This window comes from Halostella pelagica, assembly GCF_004762015.1.
GTDB classification, from domain to species: domain Archaea; phylum Halobacteriota; class Halobacteria; order Halobacteriales; family Natronoarchaeaceae; genus Halostella; species Halostella pelagica.
In genome coordinates, this window is the sequence record NZ_SJES01000010.1 from 38,737 (window position 1) to 63,394 (window position 24,658).

At 54.1% G+C, this 24,658-nt stretch carries 15 protein-coding genes and 3 pseudogenes; 13 read left to right on the forward strand and 5 right to left on the reverse strand.

Annotated features, from left to right (window positions below; all coding sequences use genetic code 11):
• Positions 1-292 precede the first annotated feature (292 nt).
• Positions 293-1,288, forward strand: a pseudogene (locus EYW42_RS18040) (DUF6610 family protein).
• Between the two features lie 1,061 nt (positions 1,289-2,349).
• On the forward strand, positions 2,350-3,015 hold the full coding sequence (locus EYW42_RS18045) for an HD domain-containing protein (protein WP_135536844.1): 666 nt from the start codon (positions 2,350-2,352) through the stop codon (positions 3,013-3,015).
• A gap of 515 nt (positions 3,016-3,530) precedes the next feature.
• On the opposite strand, the gene EYW42_RS18050 is transcribed toward EYW42_RS18045, so the two are convergent.
• Positions 3,531-3,689: a copper-binding protein gene (locus EYW42_RS18050; protein WP_135536845.1), complete on the reverse strand. Its 159-nt coding sequence runs from the start codon at positions 3,687-3,689 to the stop codon at positions 3,531-3,533.
• A gap of 64 nt (positions 3,690-3,753) precedes the next feature.
• On the opposite strand from EYW42_RS18050, the gene EYW42_RS18055 reads away from it, so the two are divergent.
• Positions 3,754-4,188: a hypothetical protein gene (locus EYW42_RS18055; protein ID WP_135536846.1), complete on the forward strand. Its 435-nt coding sequence runs from the start codon at positions 3,754-3,756 to the stop codon at positions 4,186-4,188.
• A gap of 210 nt (positions 4,189-4,398) precedes the next feature.
• On the opposite strand, the gene EYW42_RS18060 is transcribed toward EYW42_RS18055, so the two are convergent.
• A complete protein-coding gene (locus EYW42_RS18060; protein ID WP_202613963.1) occupies positions 4,399-6,987 on the reverse strand; it encodes a PAS domain-containing sensor histidine kinase in 2,589 nt (862 codons plus the stop codon).
• 619 nt (positions 6,988-7,606) lie between these two features.
• Between EYW42_RS18060 and EYW42_RS18065 the strand changes: the two genes are divergently transcribed.
• Positions 7,607-8,161, forward strand: a complete 555-nt coding sequence (locus EYW42_RS18065; protein ID WP_135536847.1) for a twin-arginine translocation signal domain-containing protein — start codon at positions 7,607-7,609, stop codon at positions 8,159-8,161.
• A gap of 932 nt (positions 8,162-9,093) precedes the next feature.
• Positions 9,094-11,130: a PAS domain-containing sensor histidine kinase gene (locus EYW42_RS18070; RefSeq protein WP_449271877.1), complete on the forward strand. Its 2,037-nt coding sequence runs from the start codon at positions 9,094-9,096 to the stop codon at positions 11,128-11,130.
• A 589-nt stretch (positions 11,131-11,719) separates the two neighbouring features.
• Here the strand turns inward: EYW42_RS18070 and EYW42_RS20230 are convergent.
• Positions 11,720-11,854, reverse strand: a pseudogene (locus EYW42_RS20230) (ABC transporter ATP-binding protein); the annotation flags it as partial.
• Between the two features lie 606 nt (positions 11,855-12,460).
• Between EYW42_RS20230 and EYW42_RS18080 the strand changes: the two are divergent.
• The 3 genes and pseudogenes from EYW42_RS18080 (at position 12,461) to EYW42_RS18090 (ending at position 14,812) form a co-directional block, all read left to right on the forward strand.
• A complete protein-coding gene (locus tag EYW42_RS18080) occupies positions 12,461-12,865 on the forward strand; it encodes a carboxymuconolactone decarboxylase family protein (protein WP_135536849.1) in 405 nt (134 codons plus the stop codon).
• Positions 12,866-13,360: 495 nt separating this feature from the next.
• Positions 13,361-14,052, forward strand: a pseudogene (locus EYW42_RS18085) (IS5 family transposase); the annotation flags it as partial.
• Positions 14,053-14,332: 280 nt separating this feature from the next.
• Entirely contained in the window at positions 14,333-14,812 is a 480-nt protein-coding gene (locus EYW42_RS18090; RefSeq protein ID WP_237561372.1) for an NUDIX hydrolase, read from the forward strand.
• 336 nt (positions 14,813-15,148) lie between these two features.
• On the opposite strand, the gene EYW42_RS18095 is transcribed toward EYW42_RS18090, so the two are convergent.
• Positions 15,149-15,544: a DUF7344 domain-containing protein gene (locus tag EYW42_RS18095; RefSeq protein ID WP_135536851.1), complete on the reverse strand. Its 396-nt coding sequence runs from the start codon at positions 15,542-15,544 to the stop codon at positions 15,149-15,151.
• 702 nt (positions 15,545-16,246) lie between these two features.
• Positions 16,247-17,269 carry an LLM class flavin-dependent oxidoreductase gene (locus tag EYW42_RS18100; RefSeq protein WP_135536852.1) on the reverse strand — a complete coding sequence of 341 codons (1,023 nt, stop codon included), beginning with the start codon at positions 17,267-17,269 and terminating at the stop codon, positions 16,247-16,249.
• Positions 17,270-17,354: 85 nt separating this feature from the next.
• On the opposite strand from EYW42_RS18100, the gene EYW42_RS18105 reads away from it, so the two are divergent.
• The 5 genes from EYW42_RS18105 to solA all read left to right on the forward strand — a co-directional run bounded on the left by EYW42_RS18105 (position 17,355) and on the right by solA (position 24,545).
• Positions 17,355-18,125 (forward strand): pirin family protein, encoded by a 771-nt coding sequence (locus tag EYW42_RS18105; protein ID WP_135536853.1) that lies wholly within the window; start codon positions 17,355-17,357, stop codon positions 18,123-18,125.
• Positions 18,126-18,356: 231 nt separating this feature from the next.
• A complete protein-coding gene (locus EYW42_RS18110; protein WP_135536854.1) occupies positions 18,357-18,605 on the forward strand; it encodes a hypothetical protein in 249 nt (82 codons plus the stop codon).
• Between the two features lie 418 nt (positions 18,606-19,023).
• On the forward strand, positions 19,024-20,313 hold the full coding sequence (locus EYW42_RS18115; protein WP_135536902.1) for an orc1/cdc6 family replication initiation protein: 1,290 nt from the start codon (positions 19,024-19,026) through the stop codon (positions 20,311-20,313).
• 1,916 nt (positions 20,314-22,229) lie between these two features.
• The gene (locus tag EYW42_RS18120) at positions 22,230-23,012 is read left to right on the forward strand and encodes an IclR family transcriptional regulator (protein WP_161972978.1); all 783 of its coding nucleotides are present in this window, start codon (positions 22,230-22,232) and stop codon (positions 23,010-23,012) included.
• Between the two features lie 396 nt (positions 23,013-23,408).
• Complete coding sequence (solA, locus tag EYW42_RS18125; RefSeq protein WP_135536856.1) at positions 23,409-24,545, forward strand: N-methyl-L-tryptophan oxidase; 1,137 nt, start codon at positions 23,409-23,411, stop codon at positions 24,543-24,545.
• Positions 24,546-24,658 lie beyond the last annotated feature (113 nt).

The window sequence follows — 24,658 nt, forward strand, 5'->3', positions numbered from 1 at the left end:
TGCGGGAAAATCGAACGTACCCCCAGAGGTGAACCAGATGAAAGACTCCAACAAGACGACAGCATATCGAATAATGATCACTCTCGATAGCGCCGAGCTACCACCCGTACTGAAGTGAGATCTGCGAGGTATCCGTGCTGAGCCGACAACGTAGCAACCCCCACAGGGAACCAGCCTGATTAACCAACATAACCCCATACGGTAGCAACCGGTGTTGGTTAACGGCTAGCCGCAGGTAGCAGTTTTTCTCCCCCAGAAGAGGGCGCGGGGCGAGTTCCTGCGTTGATTCATTATGGTACTCACTGCGAGTACGACCAGCAACGCAGCTAGCGAAATTGCGATTGCTCGGCAGGCTGACCACGTGGCGTTCCTCCATCGAGTTCCGTTCGCATTAGATGCATTCAGCCTCGGGTTCCTCACCGGGTTTCGAGAGGACTGTACCTACCACCAGCAGCCGTTCAAAGCGTTAGAGTTGCCTATCGGGATGCTCGATAACGCTTTTCGAAATCCAGACCTTGATCGGTACGTCGAGCGCTTTTTTAGCACGAGCCCCAGGTCGGGGTGATTGGTGATACCTACGGAGTCGACGAGGTAGACCGATACGTCGCTGCTGCTCGCGAGATCAAAGGAAGCTACCCAGAATCGAACCTCGTCCCGAAATGCCGTGGCGCGATTCACGCGATCCCTGATGACCTCGTCGTCGGGTACTCCCGGGGATACGCCGACCGACTTGCTCACAAGTTCTCAGAGCTGAGCGATTGGCGTGGTCGTCGCGTCCACATACTTGGAGGAAGTCCGCCGAAACAACTGGACGTCATTAAGCAGCTCACCCGTCCCACGCTAACGGGTGATCCACCCGCAGATATCATCGGCCTCGACTGGAATGGGCTTCACCGTGGCGCACAGTTCGGCGAGTTCTGGACGGCTAGTGAGTGGGACGACAGTGGTCGCGACGCCGAGCACATGACGATCGGAAAAACCGTCCGGTGCAGCCTCGCGAAGGTTCGAGAATTCTGGCAGGCACGAGGCGTTTGGCCCGAATCGACGACGAAGGAAGACGGCGTCGAGTTCGAGTATCGCGGCCCGTCACCGAGTGATATCGAGAGTGCAGCGTGTGCTGAGTGTGGCGTGAACGTCTGGACAACCGAACGAGGGCCCTACGTAGCAGAGTACGATACGGGAGATAACTGTGGATATTGTAGCAACGACTGCTACTTCACGCATCGGCATCGAAACCAACTCGAAAAGGCTAGTCGGCGAACAAAGCGTCTACTTCCCGACAGCCTAAGCAGCGAGTCGTTTTTCGTCCCGGAAGGGGTGAGGGCTCGAAAGAGAGCCTACAAGAGAGTGATTCTACATGAGTCAAAGCAGCATCCGAGAGACATCTCAATCGATCAGATTCCAATCCACCTACCGAACACCCAGACGTCCGGGGGAGACCCAGCAGACGTTCCCGAGGAGAGAAGATGTCACTTCTCTGAGGTCGAAGTAGAATCGGACTGACAGGGGTGTGCGAGGAATGGGGAAAGATCACCCCCAGAGTCGATCAGCAGCACCGCCGATCCAACGCAGTCATAATCGGGATAGTATTTCGGAACTAGTTGTGATGACTGACCGTCTGGGAGGGAGGCCGCTATCCGATATCTTCTAGGCTGAGTTGGCAAATTCTCAAATACAACGGATTGATCGTCTTGAGAAGTTCCAAGGGAGCGTTGCTCGTCAATTGTCTCTGTACCGTCAAAATGGACTTGTAAGGTTAGCTCATGAGGTTGATGGTGGTCATTTACGGCGAGAATATTCTTGATCTTCAATTCGTCGTTAGAGGATTGAGTATTGGAAGTGTCGTTCCAACCGGGATCAAGGGCCATCGCAGTTACTATTGAGGCACCCGCGGCTGCACCCCCTAATATTAGCGACCTTCGATTCACGAATAAATCTTGGAAGAATGGCCAATTAATTCTTTTGGCTATAATTAGATATTGATGTTTCTAATTAGCTCACAAATTTTATCGAGGAAGTCACTCGCACTGGCTCTGTTGAAATCATATTAGTTCGATACTTCTGGCGCTGTAACAGCCGTTAGGTAGGTCTGCAAGGTTATCGATGGAGTCTTCCATTGATTCCTCCACGAGATCGCGGTGGCTCCCAACGAATAGTGTAAAGTCCGGCAAGGTGCCGCCGTGATGTCGACGTGACACCAGCGAGCGGACGCTCCAAGTTCTGGAGTGGATGTCGATCCGCTGGTCGCTCGCTTTTTGAACAGATAGAACCTCGGTTAGCACTGAACCTGCTGTTCGGACAGACGTGTAGTCCATAATGGATAAGCGGGCTGCAGTGAGTTTTGAGAATATGCCCTCCGAACTAGGTCCACTTGCTCGAGAATTATCGCGCTCGTATTACGAGGCCGCCTTCCCTGCACACGATATTTTCCATGCAAAACGAGTACACGATATTTCGCAACATCTTGCGGACAAGCATCCCAAGGATGTTGACCGAAACGTACTAGCCGCAGCTGCGTGGTTTCACGATATCGGACGGCCACTCGAACGTGTCGGGGAGATTGATGACCACGACAAATGGGCAGCTAACGAAGCCATAAGCCTGCTTGAGGCTGAAGACGTGAGGCCTGACCAGATCACCGCAATTGAGCACTGTCTCCGAGCACACAGCATCCGCGCAAGCTCTCCTGACCCTGAAACGATCGAAGCAAAGCTTCTCTTCGATGCTGATAAGCTTGATGCGACTGGTGCAGTCGGACTCATCCGACTCGCCTGTATCGTCGGTGAACGCTCGGAGCGTACTGGCGATCAGTATGCCGTTATCGATGACCCAACCACGCTCGGCGAATACCGCACTGAATTACCGGACATCGAGCTCTTACGTGACTGGGCACGCGAGCGACTTGATGCGCTATATACCGAACAAGGCCGACGTCTTGGAGAATCCCGGTGGAACTTTATGGAATCCTTCTTTGAACAGTTTGCTCTCGAAACCAACGCGGATGCAGAGCAGTAAAATAGCTGTATTGACTACAACCGGGTGAAGACTTGTCATCTGGTGAGTATTTCATCAGAGCCGGAAAAGTTGTTTCTGCGCCGCGGTGATCGATGTCGACACGAAGCCAACTCCGATTCATTCAACGGAGCGAGACCATGACTCCACCGGCGAGCTTCCTCAAGAGATGGATTTCTAACGGCGCTTAACCAATATATCCCCGATCCACTCAATCTGTTGGGTAAGTCTGCTATCCTTCCAGCAGATGTCTAAGCAACCATTCATCCTCGTTAATGCTAGAACTACAGCAACGCCTGTCACTGGCATGACATCGTCGATGAAATCACCTACCGATAACGGATTGCGGACAACCCCGGGGGCCCGGGTGTATGTGAGATCCTATCGAGTACGCTGAAAAATGTATGAGGATACAAAACACGAAGTTCCGGACAACTCCGCTCGGGCAAGGCCGTTAACTCAGAGTTCGCCGTTGAAAACGTGGGGAGTGGAAACGGAGATAGACAGACGGAAGCCGATTATGCCGCGACGTCGTAGCCGGTCGCTTCGACCGCAGCAGTCAGGGCCCCGTCGGACACGTCATCGTCAACGACCACGTCGACCGTGTCGCCCTCGTGGTCGGTTTCAATGCGACTCACCCCGTCGAGGCGCATTCTCTGTGTAAAGAGAAAGGCCATACTCACGACGAGTACAAACAAGTCAATCAGAAACTTTATCATTTTAAATTGTCAACGTCGCAGTATGGTCCCCGACCATACGCCCTCCAGCGAAGCGTTGTCACGTCGAAAAATCCTCACATCCAGTGCAGTGATTGGAGCGATTGGGCTTGCAGGGTGTTCAGGTGATGCCAATTCTGATTCCCCCGACTGTACGACGACCGCTCTCGAACACGGTGACGGAGATGTCTTACAGCAAGCGAGTGCTATGATATCCGATGATTCAGTTGTGCTGCTAATTTCGTTGCAGGAATCTGGTGATACATCCCCTATCGAGTCAGTTCTACTCGAGAACTCTGAAGGCGATCTCCTAAACGAAATCCCCACAACCGATGCTCGTGAATACCGTCTCACTATTGGCTCACCACCACACCATGGCCGCCTCACACTACTCGCTGAAAACGACCAAAGCGACGCAATCGACTCGATGGAAATCGAATACCACTGCACTGATGAGTAACTGATTGGGCTGATCTCGACGTTCTTTGAACTCCACGTCAGAGTAACTGGTAGAGGTTCTTACAATACACTCGAGAGCGAGTTCACGAAACTGCTGCCACCAGCTTCGTGAATGGACCGTATTTTCGATCGAGTCGAGACACACGGTTTGATGCGTGGACGAATATCGTTCTCGCGGGGTGGTTGATTCGCAATGGTGCGATGTAGCAGGTCACGTAGTGTCCGTTGCGGGTAGTGAGAACCAAAACGTCGTCCCAGCATCCGGCTCCGAGTCGACCCAAATCTCGCCGTCATGCCGCTCTACGATTCGCTTGCACAGTGCGAGCCCAATGCCCATTCCGGCGTGCTCGTCACGAGTGTGAAGGGATTGGAAGATCTCGAAAATACGGTCTTGGTCATCGGGGTCGATTCCGATTCCCTCGTCGCTAACCGATACGATCCACTCTTCGCCCGATCGTTCGGCCGAGACGTGAATTCGAGGCGGAGCATCACCGCTATATTCGATCGCATTCTTCAGTAGGTTCTGAAACACTTGTCGGAGTTGGCTATCGTCGCCCTCGACTGTAGGCAACTCCTCAACCGTAATTTCAGCATCACATTCTTCGATCTGTAACTGGAGATCAGCTAAGACCTCTTCAAGGACGGTATCTAGAATAACTGGTTCGAAGGGGTCACCCTCAGTTTCAACCCGGGAGTATTCGAGCAAAGCATCGATCATCTCTCGCATTCTGTCGGCACCATCCACAGCGAATTCGATGAACTCTCGACCGTCGTCGTCGAGTTCGTCACCGTAGCGGTCTTCGAGCAACTGCAAATAGCTCGACACCATCCGGAGTGGCTCTTGGAGATCATGAGAGGCCGCATACGCGAACTGTTCGAGGCGCTCGTTCGACTCCTGTAACTTGCGCTCGAATGTCTTCCGTTCAGTGATGTCCCGAGCCACGCCGACCATCCTCGTCGATCCGTCCTCGTCTTGGATTGGCCGACCCGGGGCTTCGATCCACCGCTTTTCCCCGTTCCGATCGATGCGGATCTCATCGGAATTCGGCTCGTCAGTTTCCAGTGATTCCTTGATCCCCTCTTCGACCTGTTCTCGATCGTCGGGATGGACGATTTCGAGGAAATCATCCCAGTCCTCGATTGCGGTCCCATATAACGACTCAGCCGAGGGATAGAACGACGTCTGATCCTCGTCGACGTTCCAGTCCCAGACGATCGCATCCGTGGCGTTGAGGGCAAACTCCATCCGATTCCGGACACGTTGGAGTTCCTCTTCGCGCTCTTTCTGCTCGGTGATGTCTTGGACGGCTCCGCGGAGCGAAACGACCTCTCCGTCCTCGATGTCGGGCTCACCGATGATTCGGAGCCAGCGCACCTCACCGCTGGTCGTTTGGAACCGGCTTTCAATGTCGAAAGACTCGCCGGATCGAAGCGCCGCTTCGACAGCACGTTCGACGATCGGTTGGTCCTCGTCGTGGTACACTTCAAGGGCTTCGTTCAGATGCGGTTCTTCGTCGGAGGTGACCTCCAAAATATCGAAGAGGTGGTCAGTCCAGAACACGTCGCGCGTGTCCGGATCAATCTCCCACCCGCCAAGGCCCGCAATGCGTTCCGCCTGCTCCAGGAGATCGTACACCCGTTCGAGTTCCCGTTTGCGCTCTTTGCGCTGGGTGATATCCTCGAAGTACACTGAGAGACCGGACTCAGAGGGATAGATCCTGACCATCGCCCACATGCCGAGCGGCTCCGAGTAGCGTTCGAACCGAATCGGTCCCTGCGTTGCGAATGCCTCTTCGAACCGCTCGAAAATCGGGTCCGACTCGTCGACGTCAAGCACTTCCCACGGCTTCTGCCCGATGAGGTTCCCCGCCTGCTCGCCGAGGTGCTCTTCGGCGTGCTCGTTAACGTATTCGTAGCGGAATTCGTCGTCGAGGGCGTAGAAGGCATCGTCAATTCGCTCGAAGATGTCGTCGAGTTCCTTTTCGAGTTCGTCCCGCTGGCGTTCGAGCCACTCAGCCTGTTCTTCAAGTTGTTGCTCGTACTCACGTCGTTCGGTCATATCCCGCGTGACTTTGGTGAATCCCTGGAGCGTGCCGTCGGCGTCGCGGATGGCGGTGATTACGACGTTCGCCCAGAACCGCGAACCATCTTTCTTAATCCGCCAGCCTTCGTCTTCGATGCGTCCCTCCTCTGCGGCGGTTTCGAGGTTCGTCTCTGGGACATCGTTTTCGATATCGTCCTCAGTGTAAAACGTGGAGAAGTGCTCGCCGACGATCTCGTCCTCTGAATAGCCTTTGATTCGCTTTGCCCCCTGGTTCCAGCTGGCGACGCTGCCGTCGGGGTCAAGCATGAAGATAGCGTAATCCTTGACCGCTCTCACGAATTCTCCGAACTGCTTGTTGTCTGCATCTTCACGACCAATACTACTTTCCCCAGCAGCCCACCAAACTCGGGTTGACCCATCGATTTGTTTGGTTCGTAATTCATCCCGTTCCGTGAGTTCCTCTAGGTACTGCTGTGCCGTCTGCGGTGTACAATCAAGGAACTCGGTGACCTCCGTGATCGATATCGGGGATGTCGGCTGGTTTAATTGGCTAAAAAATCCCCGAATATCATCTACAGTGATATCTGGGGACGGATCCGATGGTTCCATTGGTCTCCCTTTAAACCACGAGCTATTAAGCACTTGGTGGAAGTAATGTAATACCAGGTATATTTCCCTGGCTTCCAAACAAGACACATACGGTGAATCCCGGTTGAATATTTTATCATAATAGTATATCCACGTAATTATCGGCATTCCCTGTCCTGATCAAAGTGGCGGGGATCTACCAGCGCCAACAGGGTTCAAGAGGATTCAATGAAAGCGTCTGAGAATCGACTCGAGAAACGTGACGGTGTTTATAGTCCGGCGGCGCTTCGGGAGGTCGTGTCAAATAGTCTCCTGTTCTGGACCGCTCCGACCCCCACAGGTCGGCCGCGGCGAGGAGTTGAGTGGAGGCGGTCCTACCGGTGAGGGAGAGTCGGATGTGAATGAAACGGAACTGAGAACGGGACGAGCATGTCAGGATTCAGTGCCCTCGTCTTAGGCACCAGTATCGCTGATAGAATTGCCTTACGTGTGTTGCAGGGCGAAAGGAATATGGTAATATGAGAAAAATGCATTTCCTTCCGCTTGCAGACCAGATCCTTTGTTGGACAGCAAAGGGGTCGTGGCATCACGTTTCCCGGAACTCACTGCCGTAACGGGTGTCTCAATCAGTTAATGTACAGTTAAAGCGGACAATGGAGGAGAAACCGAGGAGGAAATCCGCTCTACCTTCTGTTCTAGTGATGGAATATATACTATTTCCGCCGAAACGGACGATCCCTTTTTCTGCGTATCTTTGCAACAAACGCCTGCGGAGGGGGAACTCAGTATGACCAATGACAATCTGCTTGAGCGGATAGTAGATGACGAAACGCGGCGTTCGTTTATGAAAAAGAGCGCAGTGGCAACGGCCGGCGCAGGTCTGGCCGCGTCTGGCACCGTAAGCGCCCAAGAAGGTAGTGGTGGTCTCGACGATAATTGGAAAGCCCTGATACAGGCAAGTAACTTCCATCCGGAAGCGAAGTTCGCGATAGTGTCCGACGTTGTCAATTGGACGCCAAATTATGGCGACATCCAGGATAGTTTCTTCTCAGAGTATAACACCCGGATGATTCGGTGGCAGAACACGGGTGAAGTAGTGCCGCTTTGGGCCGCCCACGAGGCAAACCTCGGGAGCTTCGATGGTAACCGAGGATTCGTCACCGACGCCGATGACGATCAGAATCAGCCCCAACTCTTCGAGATGAACAAGGAGTGGACGCCGTTCGGCGATAATCCGGAACTGATCACCGTCCAAGTCAGCCCAGTGAACGAGGAGGAGGAGGACGGTATCCTCGACGTCGATGACTGGTGGAATAATGATGATGATATGACGATAGACTAGTCGGTATCCCTGAGGAGACCTATTTTCTCTTCTCTGGGAATTCGCCTCTGCAGTTCTTGTGTGATTTAGAAGGGGAAAGAGTTCCAGTACTCCCGATCGGCTGAGAGGTATTTCAGAAGCTTTTCATGCTGCATGTTGCACTGTTCCTATTGATTATTCCTAGACTGCGCGTAACTATAACGGAGTTTGTTAACTGGTTAGTATGTCTTCGTAGCTAACGCTCAGCGTGCGTGGTTCGATAATATTATTCCGGCGATTACATACTCAGTTAGCATGGCCTCCGATCGCCTACTAGCTTCTCTCCAAGACAAACGACCGTCTCGACGACGGTTTCTTGCTACTCTTGGGGCCGTGACTTCCGTTTCGACTGCTGGCTGTAGTGACGTTCTCCCCGGGAACGATTCCAATAAGGCCAAGGAATCCAGCGAGGTGATTGTCGAGAATAGGACTTCTTCGACGGCGGAGATCGCGGTCCGTGTGATAGATAGTGAGGACGGGACGCTTTTCAGTCGCGTGTTCACTCTCGGTTCCAGAAAGATGATGTCACGCGGTACTATCGAAACGACCCCCTCGAGAGTGCATGCGTTCACCGCAGATGGCGTCTCCCAGACGTGGCAGTACGATCCTGATTTGCCGGCCGATTTCGAATGCGAACTGAAAGATATCGGACTCACGCTGCACCCAGATAACACGATTGAACCGTGGTATGATTGCTAATTCCCCTGTATGAACCGATCCACTCCATTTCTTCAGTCACTGCTGTCTCGAATAAGCCGATAGGTATAGCCGAGCTACACATCGTCACACGAAGACAATGCCATACCCGGCTATTCTAACAGAACAGGTCACCGACCGTCACCCGTTTACGAGTCAACGTCGACACGGACACTATGGACCCTAATCGATCAGAGTCAGATATTTCTATAGAGGATATTAATCGTCTATTCTCGAACGGAGATACATCGGGTACGCCGTTCACTACAGCTGAGGTTGCCGAGAGGTGGGAGTGTCCAGAACAGATTGCAGAGCAGCAGTTGACAGCATTCGCAGACCGTGGGAAGTTACAGACCAAGGAACCTGAGAGCGGAACTCGCATTTGGTGGCAGCCATCTGACGGGACTCAGGAAGATGATCAACAGGCCAAATTGCAGGAGTTCGGCGCGTTCGTGAGTGCAGTCAAGGACTACGCGATTTTTATGCTCGATCCCGACGGTACCATCGGCAGTTGGAACCAGGGTGCCAAGCGAATCAAAGGATATTCCGAAGACGAGATCGTCGGCCAGCACTTCTCAACGTTCTACACCGAGGAAGACAGGGCAGAGGGAGTCCCGGAGACGAACCTCGAGAAGGCCACCGAGCGGGGCCGCGTCGAGGACGAGGGGTGGCGGGTCCGCGCGGACGGTTCGCGGTTCTGGGCGAACGTCGTAATCACTGCCATCCGGGACATCGATGGCACACTCCAGGGCTTCACGAAAGTGACCCGTGACATGACCGAACAGCGGGAGTACGAACTCCAACTCCAGCGAGAACGAGACCTCATCGAGCAGATCTTCGAAACGATCCCGGTCGGCATCTGCGTGCTCGACGCGAACGAAGTGTTCACGCGAGCCAACAAAGAGGCACTCGACCTCCTCAAGATCAATGAGACCGACCTTGGCGACCTATCGATAACATCCAGGGACCTGTACGACTCAGAGGACACTCCCATTCCCGGCGACGACAGACCATGGAAAGAGGTCTTCAAGACCGGACAGTCGGTCTACGACTTCCAGTGTCGTATCGATCAGGCTGGGGTTGATCACGAATGGCTCTCGATAAACGCGGTCCCGCTTGAGGACGGTCTCTCTGAGACTGACCGAATCGTTATCTCTATCGAGGATATCACCGATCAAAAACAGCGTCAACAACAACTCGAACAACGCAAGACGGAACTGGAGACTGAATTAGGGAATATCCTCGGGCGCATCTCTGATGCGTTCTTTGCGCTCGACGAAGACTGGAAGTTCACGCACTACAACGAGTTTGCAGCGGAACTATTTCAGAAGTCGGAGGACGAATTAGCGGAACGGTCTTTCTGGGAGGTCTTCCCCGATCGAAACGACGGGCAGCTCTCGAACGAGTTCCGTGAGGCGGTGGAGAGACAAGAACCAACCAGCTTCGAGTTGTACGATGAAGAAGTCGATGCGTGGCTCAATTACAACGTGTATCCCTCTGAGTCAGGGCTATCGATCTACGTACACGAGATCACCGATCGCAAAGAGTATCAGCAGAAACTCGAGGAATCGAACGAGCGTCTGGAGCAGTTCGCGTATGCTGCGTCCCACGACCTGGAGGAACCCCTGCGGATGGTCACAAGTTACCTGCAACTGCTCGAACAACGCTACGCCGATGAACTTGACGAGGACGCGGAGGAGTTCATCGAGTTCGCGGTCGACGGTGCCGATCGGATGCGAAACATGATCGAGGGGCTGCTCGCGTATTCACGGGTAGAGACGCAGGGGAAGCCGTTGGAATCGACCGATCTCGACGAAGTGCTCACCGAGGTCTGTGACAATTTGCAGGTGAAAATCGCGGAGACTGACACCGAGATCATGTCGGAATCTCTCCCCCAGGTTGAGGGAGACATCGCTCAGCTACGGCAAGTGTTTCAGAACCTCTTAGACAACGCTATCGAGTACTCGGGCGACGATCGTCCGCGCATCCGCGTCGAAGCCGAACGTGACGGCGAGGAGTGGATCGTCTCAGTCAGCGACGAGGGCATTGGTATCGACCCGGACGACACCGACCGCGTGTTCGAAGTGTTCCAGCGTCTCCATACCTACGACGAGTATGAGGGAACGGGTATCGGACTCGCACTTAGTCAGCGGATCATCGAGCGCCACGGTGGCGAAATCTGGGTCGATTCTGAGCCCGGCGATGGTTCGACGTTTTACTTCACGCTTCCCGCTGCAACCCAACCAAACACGTGAGGAGAACAACCAAATATTTTACTTATAATTATACAGGACGAAAGAAGCAAAGCTAACATGCTTACCACGTCCTCTATATTCAGCATCCCATTCTTAACAGAGTTCAAATAGATCGACACTCCTGCCGATACGCTTATCTCCTGTATGAACCGAGCTACTCCGCTTCTTTAATCACTGCTATCACATAAGCCGATGAGTATGCCTCGCCTCACGGTCGCGTTCTGTTTGCTTCTACTCCATTCGTTTGATGGTTGGGCACCTAAGAAGACGCAGGGTTTCGACCGCAGATAACCGCCAGCTCCGATAGCAAGAACACCTCTGATGGCCGCAGGATGCCGAACGAGACCCGGCTCGGTTGTCAGCGGTGGGGTATCGGTCAACGTCCGCATCAGATCCTACCATGCGATCTGCTGTCGTCACTGGTCGGTGGACGGTCCACTCTCTGTCTCGCGCTCTTCCTCCCGTTCTTGGACGTACTCGACCGCCTTGATAGGTTCACTAGCCGGCGGCAGGCTAGTGTTTGCTAGTCGTTCGATACCCACCCCTGTGCGTGTGATCTCTCCTTGACGGTCCGAACTGTAGGGTTCAACTTCCCAGCACCGCTCGGGCAAAGGAAGCTGAATACCTCGCCGGACGTGACCGTGAGATCGAGGTCTTTGACGGCGGCGATGTCGTCGCCGAAGCGTTTGGTCAGGTCGTTCGTCTCAATAGAAAGCGTTGAAATTCAGCAAAGCGGTGAATGGATACTGAGAACCCTTTTCCGGAAACGAAAGTCAGTCAGTGGGAAGAATAGATCGTCCGACACTCCCCAGGGGGTAGAATGCTGCCCCACTGAAAAGGAACAGTGCGATATAGTGAATAGCCGGATTCGTAGGGATCCCTTGGATAGAGAGATAATGTTCAAAGAGGAGAAGAAATAGCGTACTGGAAATCACGAGTACTGCTGAGCACCGGCGTATCGTGCGTCGGAGCAGAGGGCTTGACATCTTCTACTGAGTACCACTCGCCCCAATTATATGCTTTGCATGGATGTCGCTGCACGGGGACTTTCTCGTAATCCGTGACACCTGTACGATCCCCGGACGGCAGTCAAATAGTATACACACCCCAAAGCATATGACATTATAGTGATCTTTCATATGTATGCCAACTTGCCAGAGTTGCACGATCAGTTTTCTTCAGTCCGGGTTCTGCTAATCCCACGCCACCTTATTCGCGACTACATGAGATACTACTATCATTGTTCATGATGTATCTGTAGGTGGATTTCAGTCGTTCTGTGGTGCACACGGGGTATTGCGGACACGTTCAGGAAATCCGGGAGTCGACAATGGTATCAGACAAAACAAAAGGAGAGATAGAAGAGTACCTCGGGCAAGTTCCAAACTGGCTCGAGGCGCTCTCGGAGCCCACCGCTGACCACAGTTGGGGAATCGTACGTGACCTTGAGTTCGGAGAGACAGAACTACCAAACCGAGAGAAAGCGCTTGCTTCGGTTGCAGCCGCAACTGCAATGGGATGTCCCTACTGTATACACTTCCATAAGGAAGAGGCGAGACTAGAAGGGGTGACAGAGGACGGTCTTACCGAAGCCATGAACGTCGCTGCTACCGTTCGGTACTTCTCGACGATTCTCCACGGTGCAGAAACCGACCTCGACGAGTTCAGGGAGGAAACGACCGAGATCGTTGACTACATCGAAGAACAGGAGGCGGCAGCAGCTGGCGCTGACTGATCGTACCGTTTCATTTTTTTATTGTATCGAATCCCGTTGAGGTTCTATCACGGTCTAAATCGTGTAAGTACATCAGTGAATTCGAACTCGTGTTTATTCTCCATGACCGGCTATCTCTTGTGTGAACCCATATCCTTCATCACCAGAAGAGGATCGGCGGTGCCAAGAAGTACTGCGACTTCAAGAGATGGCAGACCGTCTCGAGAGAAATGAACTACAGATAGACAGGTTAGAAAACACCGTAAACGCGCTCGCACGAGAGACTGGGATCTCGATTGGAGGCCCCTGTGGTGAATGTAATCTAGGTCACCTCCTGATCAAGCAGGAGATCATGTATTGTCCGAAATGCGGCTATGAGCAGTATTTATAATTACTGTCTATACCAGTCCTTCTACACACCGTCTCATCTATCATGGAGTCGGTTTACACACGCTTCACAGGGTTGCAGTCCGCGCTGCTCGGCTCTTCCCGCGTATGTCTTTCAGGTACATCACCATACTCTGTCTCAAAGTTCGGAAGAACACGACGTATCGGACGCTTCTCGACGAACTCATCGAGATGCCCCGCGTTCGGAGAGCCATCAACTTGGACGAACTCCCGTTACCCTCAACGTTGTGCAAAGTGTTCAACCGACTCGATATGGCTGTCTGGCGTGTTCTTCTTAACCTCTCGGACACGCTTCTCCCGACTAACGGTATCGTTGGGATCGACGCTTCAGGGTTTGACCGGAGTCACGCCTCGAAACACTACACGAAGCGAACGAAGCTAACTATTCAGCAGTTGAAGGTGATACTTCTGGTGGACACGAGGTCGAACGCGATTATCGACGTACACGTAACGACGACACGAAAGCACGACTCAAAGATTGCGCCGTCGCTCATCAAGCGGAATACCGGCGAAGTAGCGGTTCTCCTTGGCGAGAAAGGATACGACGACCAGAAGGTTCGTGCGTTAGCTCGTGGTTAGGTGTTCGTCCGCTCATCAAACACCGCGAGTTTTCGTCGCTTCACAAGGCGTGGAACGCTCGACTGGACGTCGATCTCTACGGTCAACGTAGTCAGAATGAGACCGTGAACTCACGGCTCAAACGAAAATACGGCGCATTCGTCCGCTCACGACACTGGTGGAAACAGTTCCGTGAACTCGCTGTTGGCTGTCTCACCTATAACATCGACAAGACACTCTGAACGTTAGATACAGAGTACTGAGATATCACATCGATCAACGATCTTCCCAACACCTGTCAAGAACAGCGTGCTAAATACAGGGCGCAAGCCGGTCAAAATTATAAGGAAAGCCACATCGCTTAATTCGCTCAGTTCAGCGTCTTTGCTTCCAACCTCTGTAGCGATATTCTCTGCAAAGGGAAATGCTTGTAACGGGCACCGTTCTGTGTCTTTTGCATGGTGACCGATGACATCACTTAGTGACCGGAGTAGAAGTGGTGCAGACGCTACTATACGTTCGTTGAAAGACGAGTACGGTGAGTTTGAGGTTGTTGAGAAGACATGGACCGTCTCGCCGTCACAGTACCAAGCCACTGTTGAACGGGCGGAAGACGGAAGTATTGGTGGCGCGGGCGTATGGCTCCAGAATAATAATGGAGAGGTCTTACTAGTTCGTAACGAGGGTGACGAAGGGTGGGGAGATCCTGGGGGAAAGGCGGAAATCGGCGAATCGTTTGAGGAGGCGGCGATGCGGGAAGTGAGAGAAGAGGCCGGTGTCGAATGCCGACTAACCGACGTTCTGGAGGTTCATGTCGTCGAGATCCGCTCTGGGACAGGGGACAACCCTCCAGTCTTTGAACCAATCGTTATTTTTTCCGGTGAATATACGGCTGGAAATCCACGACCACGTGAAGGAGAAATCGCACAAGTAGACTGGTTTTCGAGTCCGCCAGCAAATGTCCTTTACGAAGAGGTGCGAACACGGCCATATCGGAGATGACCCCTTGGACGTTCACCCACTGTCGAATTCTTGTTCCGAGACCAGCAGCCAGACGCACACCCATCTGCCAGCTGAATAGTAAATTCCTGTGCTAAATAGAGCCTCTGTATCTTGCACAACGATATGAAAATTACCTTAAACTGACAGAAACTACAGCGGTCAGTTCGCAGTCCTACCTAACGGCTGATTCATCGGGAAAGTATCCCGAAAATAGGATTTCAACAGAGCCTAACTAACAGATGGTAACATCCCGTGTTCCCCCTCTACGGCTTCCTGCGTAATCACTACGTACATGGATCTCGCTGCTGGTCGAGTCAACTGCGACGTACCACTTGGTTACTCAGCGGGGTCCGGGTTTTTGACCTGAAGCCGTTCCTCGTACTCCTCCCACCGTACACCCTTGTCTGAAAGCGTCACAATCTCTGTTTCTTGGTCGTATTGAACGATGTTTGCGTCCCGCAATTTCGGGATGTGCGTGTGGTAGAGAGAAATCGAAATCCGCTTCACTTCCTCAACAGACACGTCCGAGCTGGCTCCGTCAGTTTCTCGGATACCGACTTCTTTAGCGAGATCAGCCAGCGTCAGAGGATCCTCATATTCCTTCAAGCTATGGAGGACGTAGCGACGACGCTGACTCGACAGTAAACGGAAAATGGCATCTAACTCCGGATCAAGACCGTATGCGACAGTATTGGATTGTTCTTTATCCTTACTGGAGAGTACTTTCGACATAATTCTCCAGAAGGGCGTTACGAGGATAACCTCATTGCCAAACTATCTTGAGTCGTTTTGTAAGTCATTTTCACCGATTACTAGTGCACATCTCGTTCCCCTAGAATTCGTACTGCACGCTCGAGACATCGTTCGCAAGTACGCTGGTGCGTCAAGGGGGGACTTCACTGCGTTCGGCGGGTTGCACAGGATTAAACGCTGATCATTACCGGTATCGTGGCCAAACGAGACGGAAGTTCCGACTGAAACGAGATAGGAGTCGTTCGTCCACTCTCGCACTGGTGGAAGTAAGTAGAAAAATATAGAGCCCGACGTTGTTCACTGAGTACCAGTATCATCAGGAAATTTGTCTATTCATATATCCTATACAGTTTCAGATTTGGTGATTACCTTGTCAATCTCCCGACACTCACAATAGGAGAGATACCACTTTCTCCTCTGTCCACCGTTATGTGTGATTCTACAAGGGATAGCTACTACTGATCTCAACCCAACCAGTAGATCCGATTGGAGACGTACAAGTGTAGATATACACACCGTTTCGGTGCGTTCGAAGATATATGTCCTTTTCCCGATAATGATCACAAAGGGTACAAGAAGTAGGCGAGAACAAGTGGATACTCGGACGTTCCAACCAGATCGCTCGATTGGGAGGCCGGGTTCTACAGGCCGAAGGCCTCGGGGCTTGACCCCCGAGGCAGTTCACGGGAGTCCAATGCCCTCGGCTATCAGTTCGTGCGAACGGAGCGCGTCGTCGTGTTCCGGAACGATATGTTGAATCATCGCCTCGTCGACGCCGACCCGTTCCGTAAGTTGCTCCAGGAGACCGGCGAGCGTCGACGGGCTTCCGGAGATCGCGCGCGGCCACTCGTCGGAATCGAGTGTGTCAGGCGTCGGTTCCGGCACTCCACCGAGTTCGTCGACTGCTTCCTCGACAGATGGTCTCGTTCCGACCTCGCCGCGTTGCATCCGCTTGTACGACGCTTCGGCCACTGCGCGAAGTCGTGCCGCGTCCTCATCGGTCTCGGCAGAGACCGCATTCACTGCGATCATTCCTTGCGGCTCGTCGATACCGCCAGCCAACCGTGACGGCTGAAAGTGTTCGCGGTACTGCTCGAACGACTGGGTGGCGAACTGGGGGCGGATGAACGCGGCGAAGCAGTACGGGAGCCCGAGTTCGCCAGCGAGAGAGGCGCTCGATGGGCTCGATCCGAGGACCCACGGCACGGGGGCCCCTCGACCGGAGCGCGGAATCGTCAGGTCGCTGTAGGGGTGTTCGTCGGGGTAGTCGTCGTAGAGATGAGTGACGACGGCCTCGATCTTCTCCGCGTGGTCCTCGTCGGGATTCTGAACGCGCCGGTCCGTCCCGAGCGCTCGGTCGGCGGCAGGCGACCCGTTCGCCCGTCCGAGGCCCGCGTCGATACGTCCGGGCGCGAGCGCATCCAACGCACCGAACTCCTCTGCGACCTTGAACGGACTGTAATGGTTGAGAAGCACCGCCCCCGATCCCAGTCGAATCGAGTCAGTCTCCGCGGCGAGGTGGCCGAGCAACACCTCGGGAGTCGTGCCGGCGATGGAGTCCGCCATGCCGTGGTGTTCGGCCACCCAGAAGCGCGAAAAGCCGAGTTGTTCGGCCTGCTGTGCGGCTTCGACGGTGTTCGCATAGGCATCACTGGCGGTGCCGTCGTCGGGGACGGGAGAGAGGTCGACGATAGAGAGATCCATATCTCTCTTCGGGGTCTGAGAGAGATAACCGTTGGGTTACAGCGACGGCCTAACATTCTTAGCACCTGCTGACCTACCGGGGGTAATGAGCGATTCAACGTCAGCGGGATCGCAACCTCGGATCTATACAGCGGCGCGAACGGACGTTTCGCAGAACCAGGGTGGGTTCAGGATCCATCTCGATTTCCCCGGCCGCGCCGTCCCAGGTCACGACGACCACGGATACGGCCCGCTGGCGACTGTCGTCGATTCGTTCATGGATCCGGGGACGCTGATCCGGATGCACCAACACCGCAACGAGGAGATCATCTCGTGGGTGCCGGACGGCGTGATGCGCCACGACGACCGTCAGGGCAACGAACTCGTCACGGACTCGAACCACCTGATGGTGATGAACGCCGGTAGCGGGTTCTGGCATGCAGAGGAAACGTACGAGGACGACCCGCCGCTGCGGATGCTCCAGATCTTCGTCCGGCCGCATAGCCTCGATCTCGAACCGGGCATCCAGCACGAGCCGATACGGGACTCAGTGTCCAACGAGTGGCGGCACCTGTTCGGCCCTGAGGGCGGCGACGCACCGCTTTACGTCCGGAACGACGTCAACTTCTACGACTGTCGGCTCGACGCCGGCGCGACCGTCACGCTGCCGTCCCGCCCGGAGTGGGACACCTACCTCTACGTGTTCGACGGTGCAGTGACAGCCGGTGAGGAGCAAACCAGGATCGGTTACACCGAAAGCGGACTCGTGACCGACGAGGGTGACGTGTCCGTGACGGCCACCGAGGACGCGACCATCGTCGCCTTCTGTATCAACCCTGACGCCCCGATCACTCGACAAGGGACGATCGGGCGCTGAGCGAGACACTGGGAGTCGCATTTCTGTAGCTATTCCTTCGCGTCCGTAGAGAGGTAACAGGATAGGGGGAACCGCTGTGTTCGACGAAGATTTCGGTGCCTTCGAGGCCGTATCTCGACATTACACAGCGACGGGGCCATCCGATCCGAACTGTCAACTTCTGGATACAGGGCTCAAAGTCGGACGTTATCTTAACCAACAGAACTGCGTTTTCAGCGTATATGTTGGTTAATGCGACCCACCGAGGACGTTCCCGAGGAAAACGACGAAAACGTGATCGAAAAGCGTTCTGACGGCCTCCCCTATGACGTTTCCTCAACGGCAACTGTCACGATCAAGGAGACCAATGGCAACCACTACGACTACTGGCAGTGGCGGGATGGCGATTCAGTTCCTTCTCTGTACAACGGCCGGTCAATTCTGACGAATAGAGAGGATGTGGTCGGAAGAGGTCCTATTCTATCGATTCGCACCCCGTGATCGAAGTGTAAATTGGCCTCGCCCACTATTCTTATCGGTATCACCCGAAGATTTTCACTTCGATCACGGGGGGCGTGCAGGAGAGCGATTACACTTCGATCACGGGGGCTCGTCTCGTATAGACTTCGTTGTCGGTCGTATCCCGGAGAGTAGGCAACTCGTGAATACGGGGGATAGCCTGGGCGTATTCCCCGGATAAACATCGACGGAGGTGAATCTTTTTAACACTCCGGCGTGCAGAAAGCGTATGACCGGTAGTGAGGAGGACGGGACGGGACAATCTACCTTCGACGAAGGGGTTCGTTCTAGAGTTGACGAAACACAGAGTGAAGCCGCTCGCAATGCAGCTGCCGGAGAGACTGATACAGATGCGGACGGAGAAACTGCTGAGGGCGGCACTCAACGGTCGATCCGGGATATGCTCGACGACGAAGGGGAGGCATCGGTGTTCGTCAATCGTGATCTCGTCGAACCCGACACGATCATCGACGAGGAACGAATCGTCGGTCGCGACGACCAACTCGAATCCGTCGTCTCGTTTCTGCGTCCGACGCTCCAAGGAAACCGTCCGCCGAATATGCTGCTGTACGGCCCCGCTGGGACGGGGAAATCCCTAATCATCGGAGCAGTCACGCAACAGATCATCGAACTCTGTCAATCGAAAGGCGAGCGCTTCGGCGTGGTCGACGTTAATTGTCAGCCTATCAATACACTCGACCAGGCGGTGTACGAACTCGTCCAGACCGTCGCGACGGACGTCGATGCGAGGGTCGGAGTCCCCGAGACGGGCGTGTCCACGAAACGCAAGTATCGACGCCTGTACGAACTCATCAACGAGCACTACGACTCGGTGATTTTCATCCTCGATGAGATCGACCTCTTGGTCGGCCGGCGAGCGAACGACGAACCCGCCTACTCGAAACTCCTGTACCAGCTATCGCGAGCGAGTAACACCAACGATATCGAAGGCCGCGTGTCGGTTGCAGCCCTGACGAACGATCCGAAGTTTATGGAAGACATCGACGGCCGTGCCGAGAGTTCGTTCAATCCGCGAGACGTCTACTTCCCCGACTACGATGCCACGCAACTGCGGGAAATTCTCGAAAATCGCCGAGACGCATTCCGTGGTGATGCGCTCGAAGACGACGTGATCCCGCTCGTAGCGGCGTTTGCGGCACAGAGCCACGGCGACGCCCGGAAGGCGATCGACCTGTTCCGGGGCGCAGGCGATCTCGCCGACGATCGCCGTGATGGGAGAGTTACCGAAGATCACGTTCGGGAATCCCAGGAAGAAATCGACAAAGACCGGTCGCTGAAACTCGTAGAGGGACTGACGACGCAGAAAAAGATCTCGCTGTATGCGACAGCTGTCGTCGCCTGTCACTCGAACCGTTCCCGGAGTTCAGTTCCCAGTCCTGTCGGCTTCAAAGTCTATCAATGGGTGACCGATCAACTCGATGCTGACCAGATGACTCGCGAAACCTACGTCAAGTACGTCAAAGAGCTCTCCACGTACGGTCTCATCTCGACCTCCCGGAAGAGCCGAGGGCGTGGCGGCGGGATGTACATGGAATTTACGTTCACGGGCGATCCCGAAGCGATGATGGACCGGATAGTCGACGACACCAGGTTAGAAGCGATAGCCAGTCAAGATGAACTCCTCCGGACCGTCGTTAACTCCCAACTGAAGGAGTTCCACGATCAGTAAGGAAACGGTCGGGTTCGTGGACCGACGGTTCCGGAGAGAACGTCTGGGGACCCCCCGTGGTCGATGTGCAAACTCAGTCTCTAATCAGGTGTAGATTCAAACTCTAACCGATACGAGCGTCTCTCGAAGCCTGCGAAGCGCGACTGACACAAGAAAAAACCGAGAAACGGGACGTATTTGGTCGGACTGCCTAGAAACGTGAGCGAAGACTGAGGCGTGACGTTTGTGGGACACCCTCCCCCCGTGATCGAAGTGTAAACGCCAAGGTGAGGAGGGTACCCGAAAGCGGAGTGAGAGGTTTAGTTGGAGATAGAGGCCACGAAACATGTGTAATCGGAGAGAACACACGGTAGCTGATTTCTATGAAAGGGTAGACAAGCACTCGGGTAGATGGAGTTACCCTCCTTCAACCCTCGCAACTAGGCCTACTACGGATTTAGTTATTACGCCTGATACATAAAGCTAGGGTATACTAGAAGCAAGTAAAGTTATGGACGCTATTCTATGGTCTAATAGCTTGTCCGCCGCGTATACCGGGTTTCTGGGGTGTGTATACTGTCTTCGCACTCTGCCCCCCACTCCCACCTCATGGTTTTACACATCGATCACGGGGGGAGGGGGTGAGGCCAGTTTCGAACGATAATTACTCATTCTCGGCAGACCGGTGCAACTCCGTCATGTCCGTCTTTATCGAGACGAGTTCTTCAAGAGTAGCTCCGGGCTGTAACCACTACCCGGGGATCACTTCTTCTATTACATCACTCCGAGTAAGTACTGACCCTACCACGCGAATGCGACCACCGGGGTAAAGTCTCCGAAGCGTTCCTTACACCTGTTATTGACTACAGCGGTTTTTGATTACGGCGGTGGTATGACTCCACTTCTTCGGAGTTAGTAGACTCTGTCTAAGGTCTCTCGGTTATGTGGACGCACCAGTTCTTTCTGATCCCCCTTAGCAGTACGGATGACTTGCTGTAACAGACTGGCTAGTTGTCGGTGAGCAGACCAGAATACCGCAAGGCATCTCGCCGATTTCCGTCTCCCCTTCAGAAATACAGGAGTCACGATCACAAGACTGCCTCTAACGTAACTTTCATACGGGTTGCGGTACCATACCGCAGTGAACGGCGGACAGTAAACCGACTGCCAGTAATGAGGCCGTCGTTCAAGTGCACCACAACGGCATTGGCGATCCCGTCTGCCATCACCCTGCGTGTCCTGTCCCGTGCCAAGGTAAGACACGGAGGGACCCCGGTGCTGCTGACTGGGAGTCCTGTGATTCTGATTACATCAATGTCCGAATAAACTCTGGATACGCGTCCCGGCGACCATCTGTCCCCTACCCTGGTCTCCGTCTCGGCCGGAAATGTTCACCGGTAGTTTCTCCTTCACACCGATAGTTTTTCCTTCGATTATTCAGCGAACTCCGGAGTTTGCGATCGACGTAATCGTATGTACTTGTGGCTTGCAGTAAATAGCGTAAGTCCCCTACGTCTCTACTACAGTCACGGAGTACTGTACGTAGGGGAGGCGGTACAACTGTCACGTCGTTGGGGTGCAAACGACGACGATCACTGTGGGTGTGAATGAGTCACTGACCGTCGTCAAATAAGTATGATACACTCAACCAAATATACGTTGTGATCGAGGAAATGTAGGAACGAGATTCCGCGTCCCATAGTCTCTAACGAGGGTCAACCACGGTGCAGAGTGGGGAAAAGTCGAGAGTCTGTGATAGAATCTGCCGGCGTAAGGGGCCAGATTGCCCCTCTCGTACCCCCCTACGAACTATCTTCGTAGAACAGCGGGATGTCCGTGAAAAGTAATAGACCGATTCGGTTACTCGTCTCCTCGATCGATAACTACCCGTTCACGAGACCCGAACATTCTTAACGTGATGGATGGTGGTTAGTCTCATGGCTGACGAGGGAACACGGGAAATCGGAAGGGTCCTGGAGACGACAGAGCGATCGATCACCGTTCTTCAAGCCGTAAAAGAGATGGATGGGGCGACTATCTCCGACTTGGTTCAGGAACTGGAAATCGCGAAGAGTACTGTCCATGCCCACCTGTCGACGCTCCAGAAGCACGGTTTACTGGCCAAAGAGAACAACAGGTATCATCTCGGCTTGCGGTTATTCCATCTTGGACAGCACGTTCGTGGGGATAACGTGAAGTTCGAGTTAGCGGGCGAGACCGTCGAAGACCTGGCCGAAATGGTCAACGAGAACGCGGATTTCACCGTCGTGGAGAACGGAAGGCTACTGACGATTCACAATTCAACGAATCCGAACGATCCGTTCAAATCCGGGGGCTACTTTCACATGCACAGCACAGCGGCAGGGAAAGCCATCCTCGCGGCTCTTCCGCGCGAGGACGTAGAACTCGTCATCGAGAGGCACGGGACCCCCGAATTCACGGAACACACGATCACAGAGATGGAGGAACTCTACGCCACGCTAGAGGAGGTGCGAAAGCGGGGATACGCGTACAATGACCAGGAAGCGGCAGACTCACTGCGAGGTGTCGGTACTGTCGTCAATAACCCGGACGGAAGCATCTTCGGGGCTCTGTCTGTCGGGGGACCTGCGTACCGAATCCAGGGTGATCTGTTGCACGAAAAGATTCCGACAGCGCTCAGGGACAAAGCCGCTGAACTCGAAGAAAAGATCGAGGAATACGAACGAACGAATATCTGAGACGATCCCCCGAATGGGATGACTGCTCTGAATTACAGCCATAGAAGTGTAAATTAGCCTGCCGATCTGATCGAACTACACTGCGTGACGCAGATACGGAGTGTGCGACATCGAGAAACACGCTCTGCGGTGAGTGTTAGTTGCACTTGACTCTCTTACTACTGCCAGGCGTGTTTTGTTCTCGTGAACGAAACCGGTCCGAAACGAGGAAACCGCTATATTAGAGCCCAAATCTATGACCTCGCGTTTACGGTGTTCTGGTGTTCCGAACGAACGTGTGGATCAGGACAAGGTACCCCGATACCAAGCGGGTCGCAAGGAGAAGTAGCGGCAGTAGAGGGACGTAGCCTTGGTGCCACAATTTTTATTGCTACTTCCAAATTTACTTATGCAGAGATGAGCCGTCACCAAGATAAATTCGAAGTCATCGTTATCGGTATGGGTGGCATGGGAACTGCAACTACGTATCACCTGGCGCGGCGAGGGATCGACGTTCTCGGGCTCGAACAGTACGATATACCGCATTCCAAAGGGTCATCACACGGGAGTACGCGAGTGATCCGGAAGGCGTACCACGAGGATGCGTCCTACGTGTCCCTTCTGCACCGTGCATACGAACTCTGGGAACAGCTAGAGACGGAACGCGACGAACGCCTCTTGTACAAAACCGGCTCCGTTTCCGCGGGTCCACCGACGTCTGAACTGGTCACCGGAGCGACCGAGGCCTGTGAGGAACACTCCCTCCCCTACGATAAGCTATCGGCCGGAGAACTGTCCGAGCGGGTTCCGGGGTTCGAGCTTCCGGACGGATTCGAGGCGGTGTACCAGCCCGACGGTGGGTTCGTTGATGCCCAGAACAGCGTCGTTGCGCACGTCGAACGAGCGCACGCTCATGGCGCAGAAATCCACGGGAGAGAGGCAGTTGAAGGATGGCAGTCAACCACGGACGGAGTTCGCGTCACGACCGAGAAGGGGTCGTACTCCGCCGACCGCCTCGTCATTAGCGCTGGTGCATGGACCGGGGAACTGGTCGAGACTGACGACTTCAGCCTCTCTCCGGAGCGCCAGGCACTCGCCTGGATCCAACCCGAAAAGCCCGACTTGTTTTCGATAGACTCGTTCCCTGCGTTCGGTGTGTCCGACGGGGAGAACCTCCACTATGGGACCCCGGTGTACGGTGTCCCCGGCGTAAAAATCGGCCGCCATCACCATTTCGAACAGGACGTCGACCCTGATGAGATGGACCGCGAGCCGACTGACCGCGACGAACGAGTCCTTCGCGACTTCGCGGACAGCTATCTCCGAGACGGTGCAGGCCCGACGATGGGTCTAAAGACGTGTATTTACACGAACTCCCCGGATGAGAACTTCGTCATCGACCGACTCCCGAACCACTCCAATGTCGTCGTGGCTGGTGGTTTCTCCGGACACGGCTACAAGTTTGCGAGCGTCGTCGGTGAGATCGCAGCCGACCTCGCCGCTGACGGGACCACCTCTCACGATATCGATCTCTTTTCACTGGACCGCTTTTGAGCAGGCACTGTGCCGATAGCGATTATCAACTCCGAGTGAAGCCAATTTACAAATGTCGGGGGACCGAACGGAACGCGCTAGTTTTATTATCGATACGGGGAAAATAGCTTTCA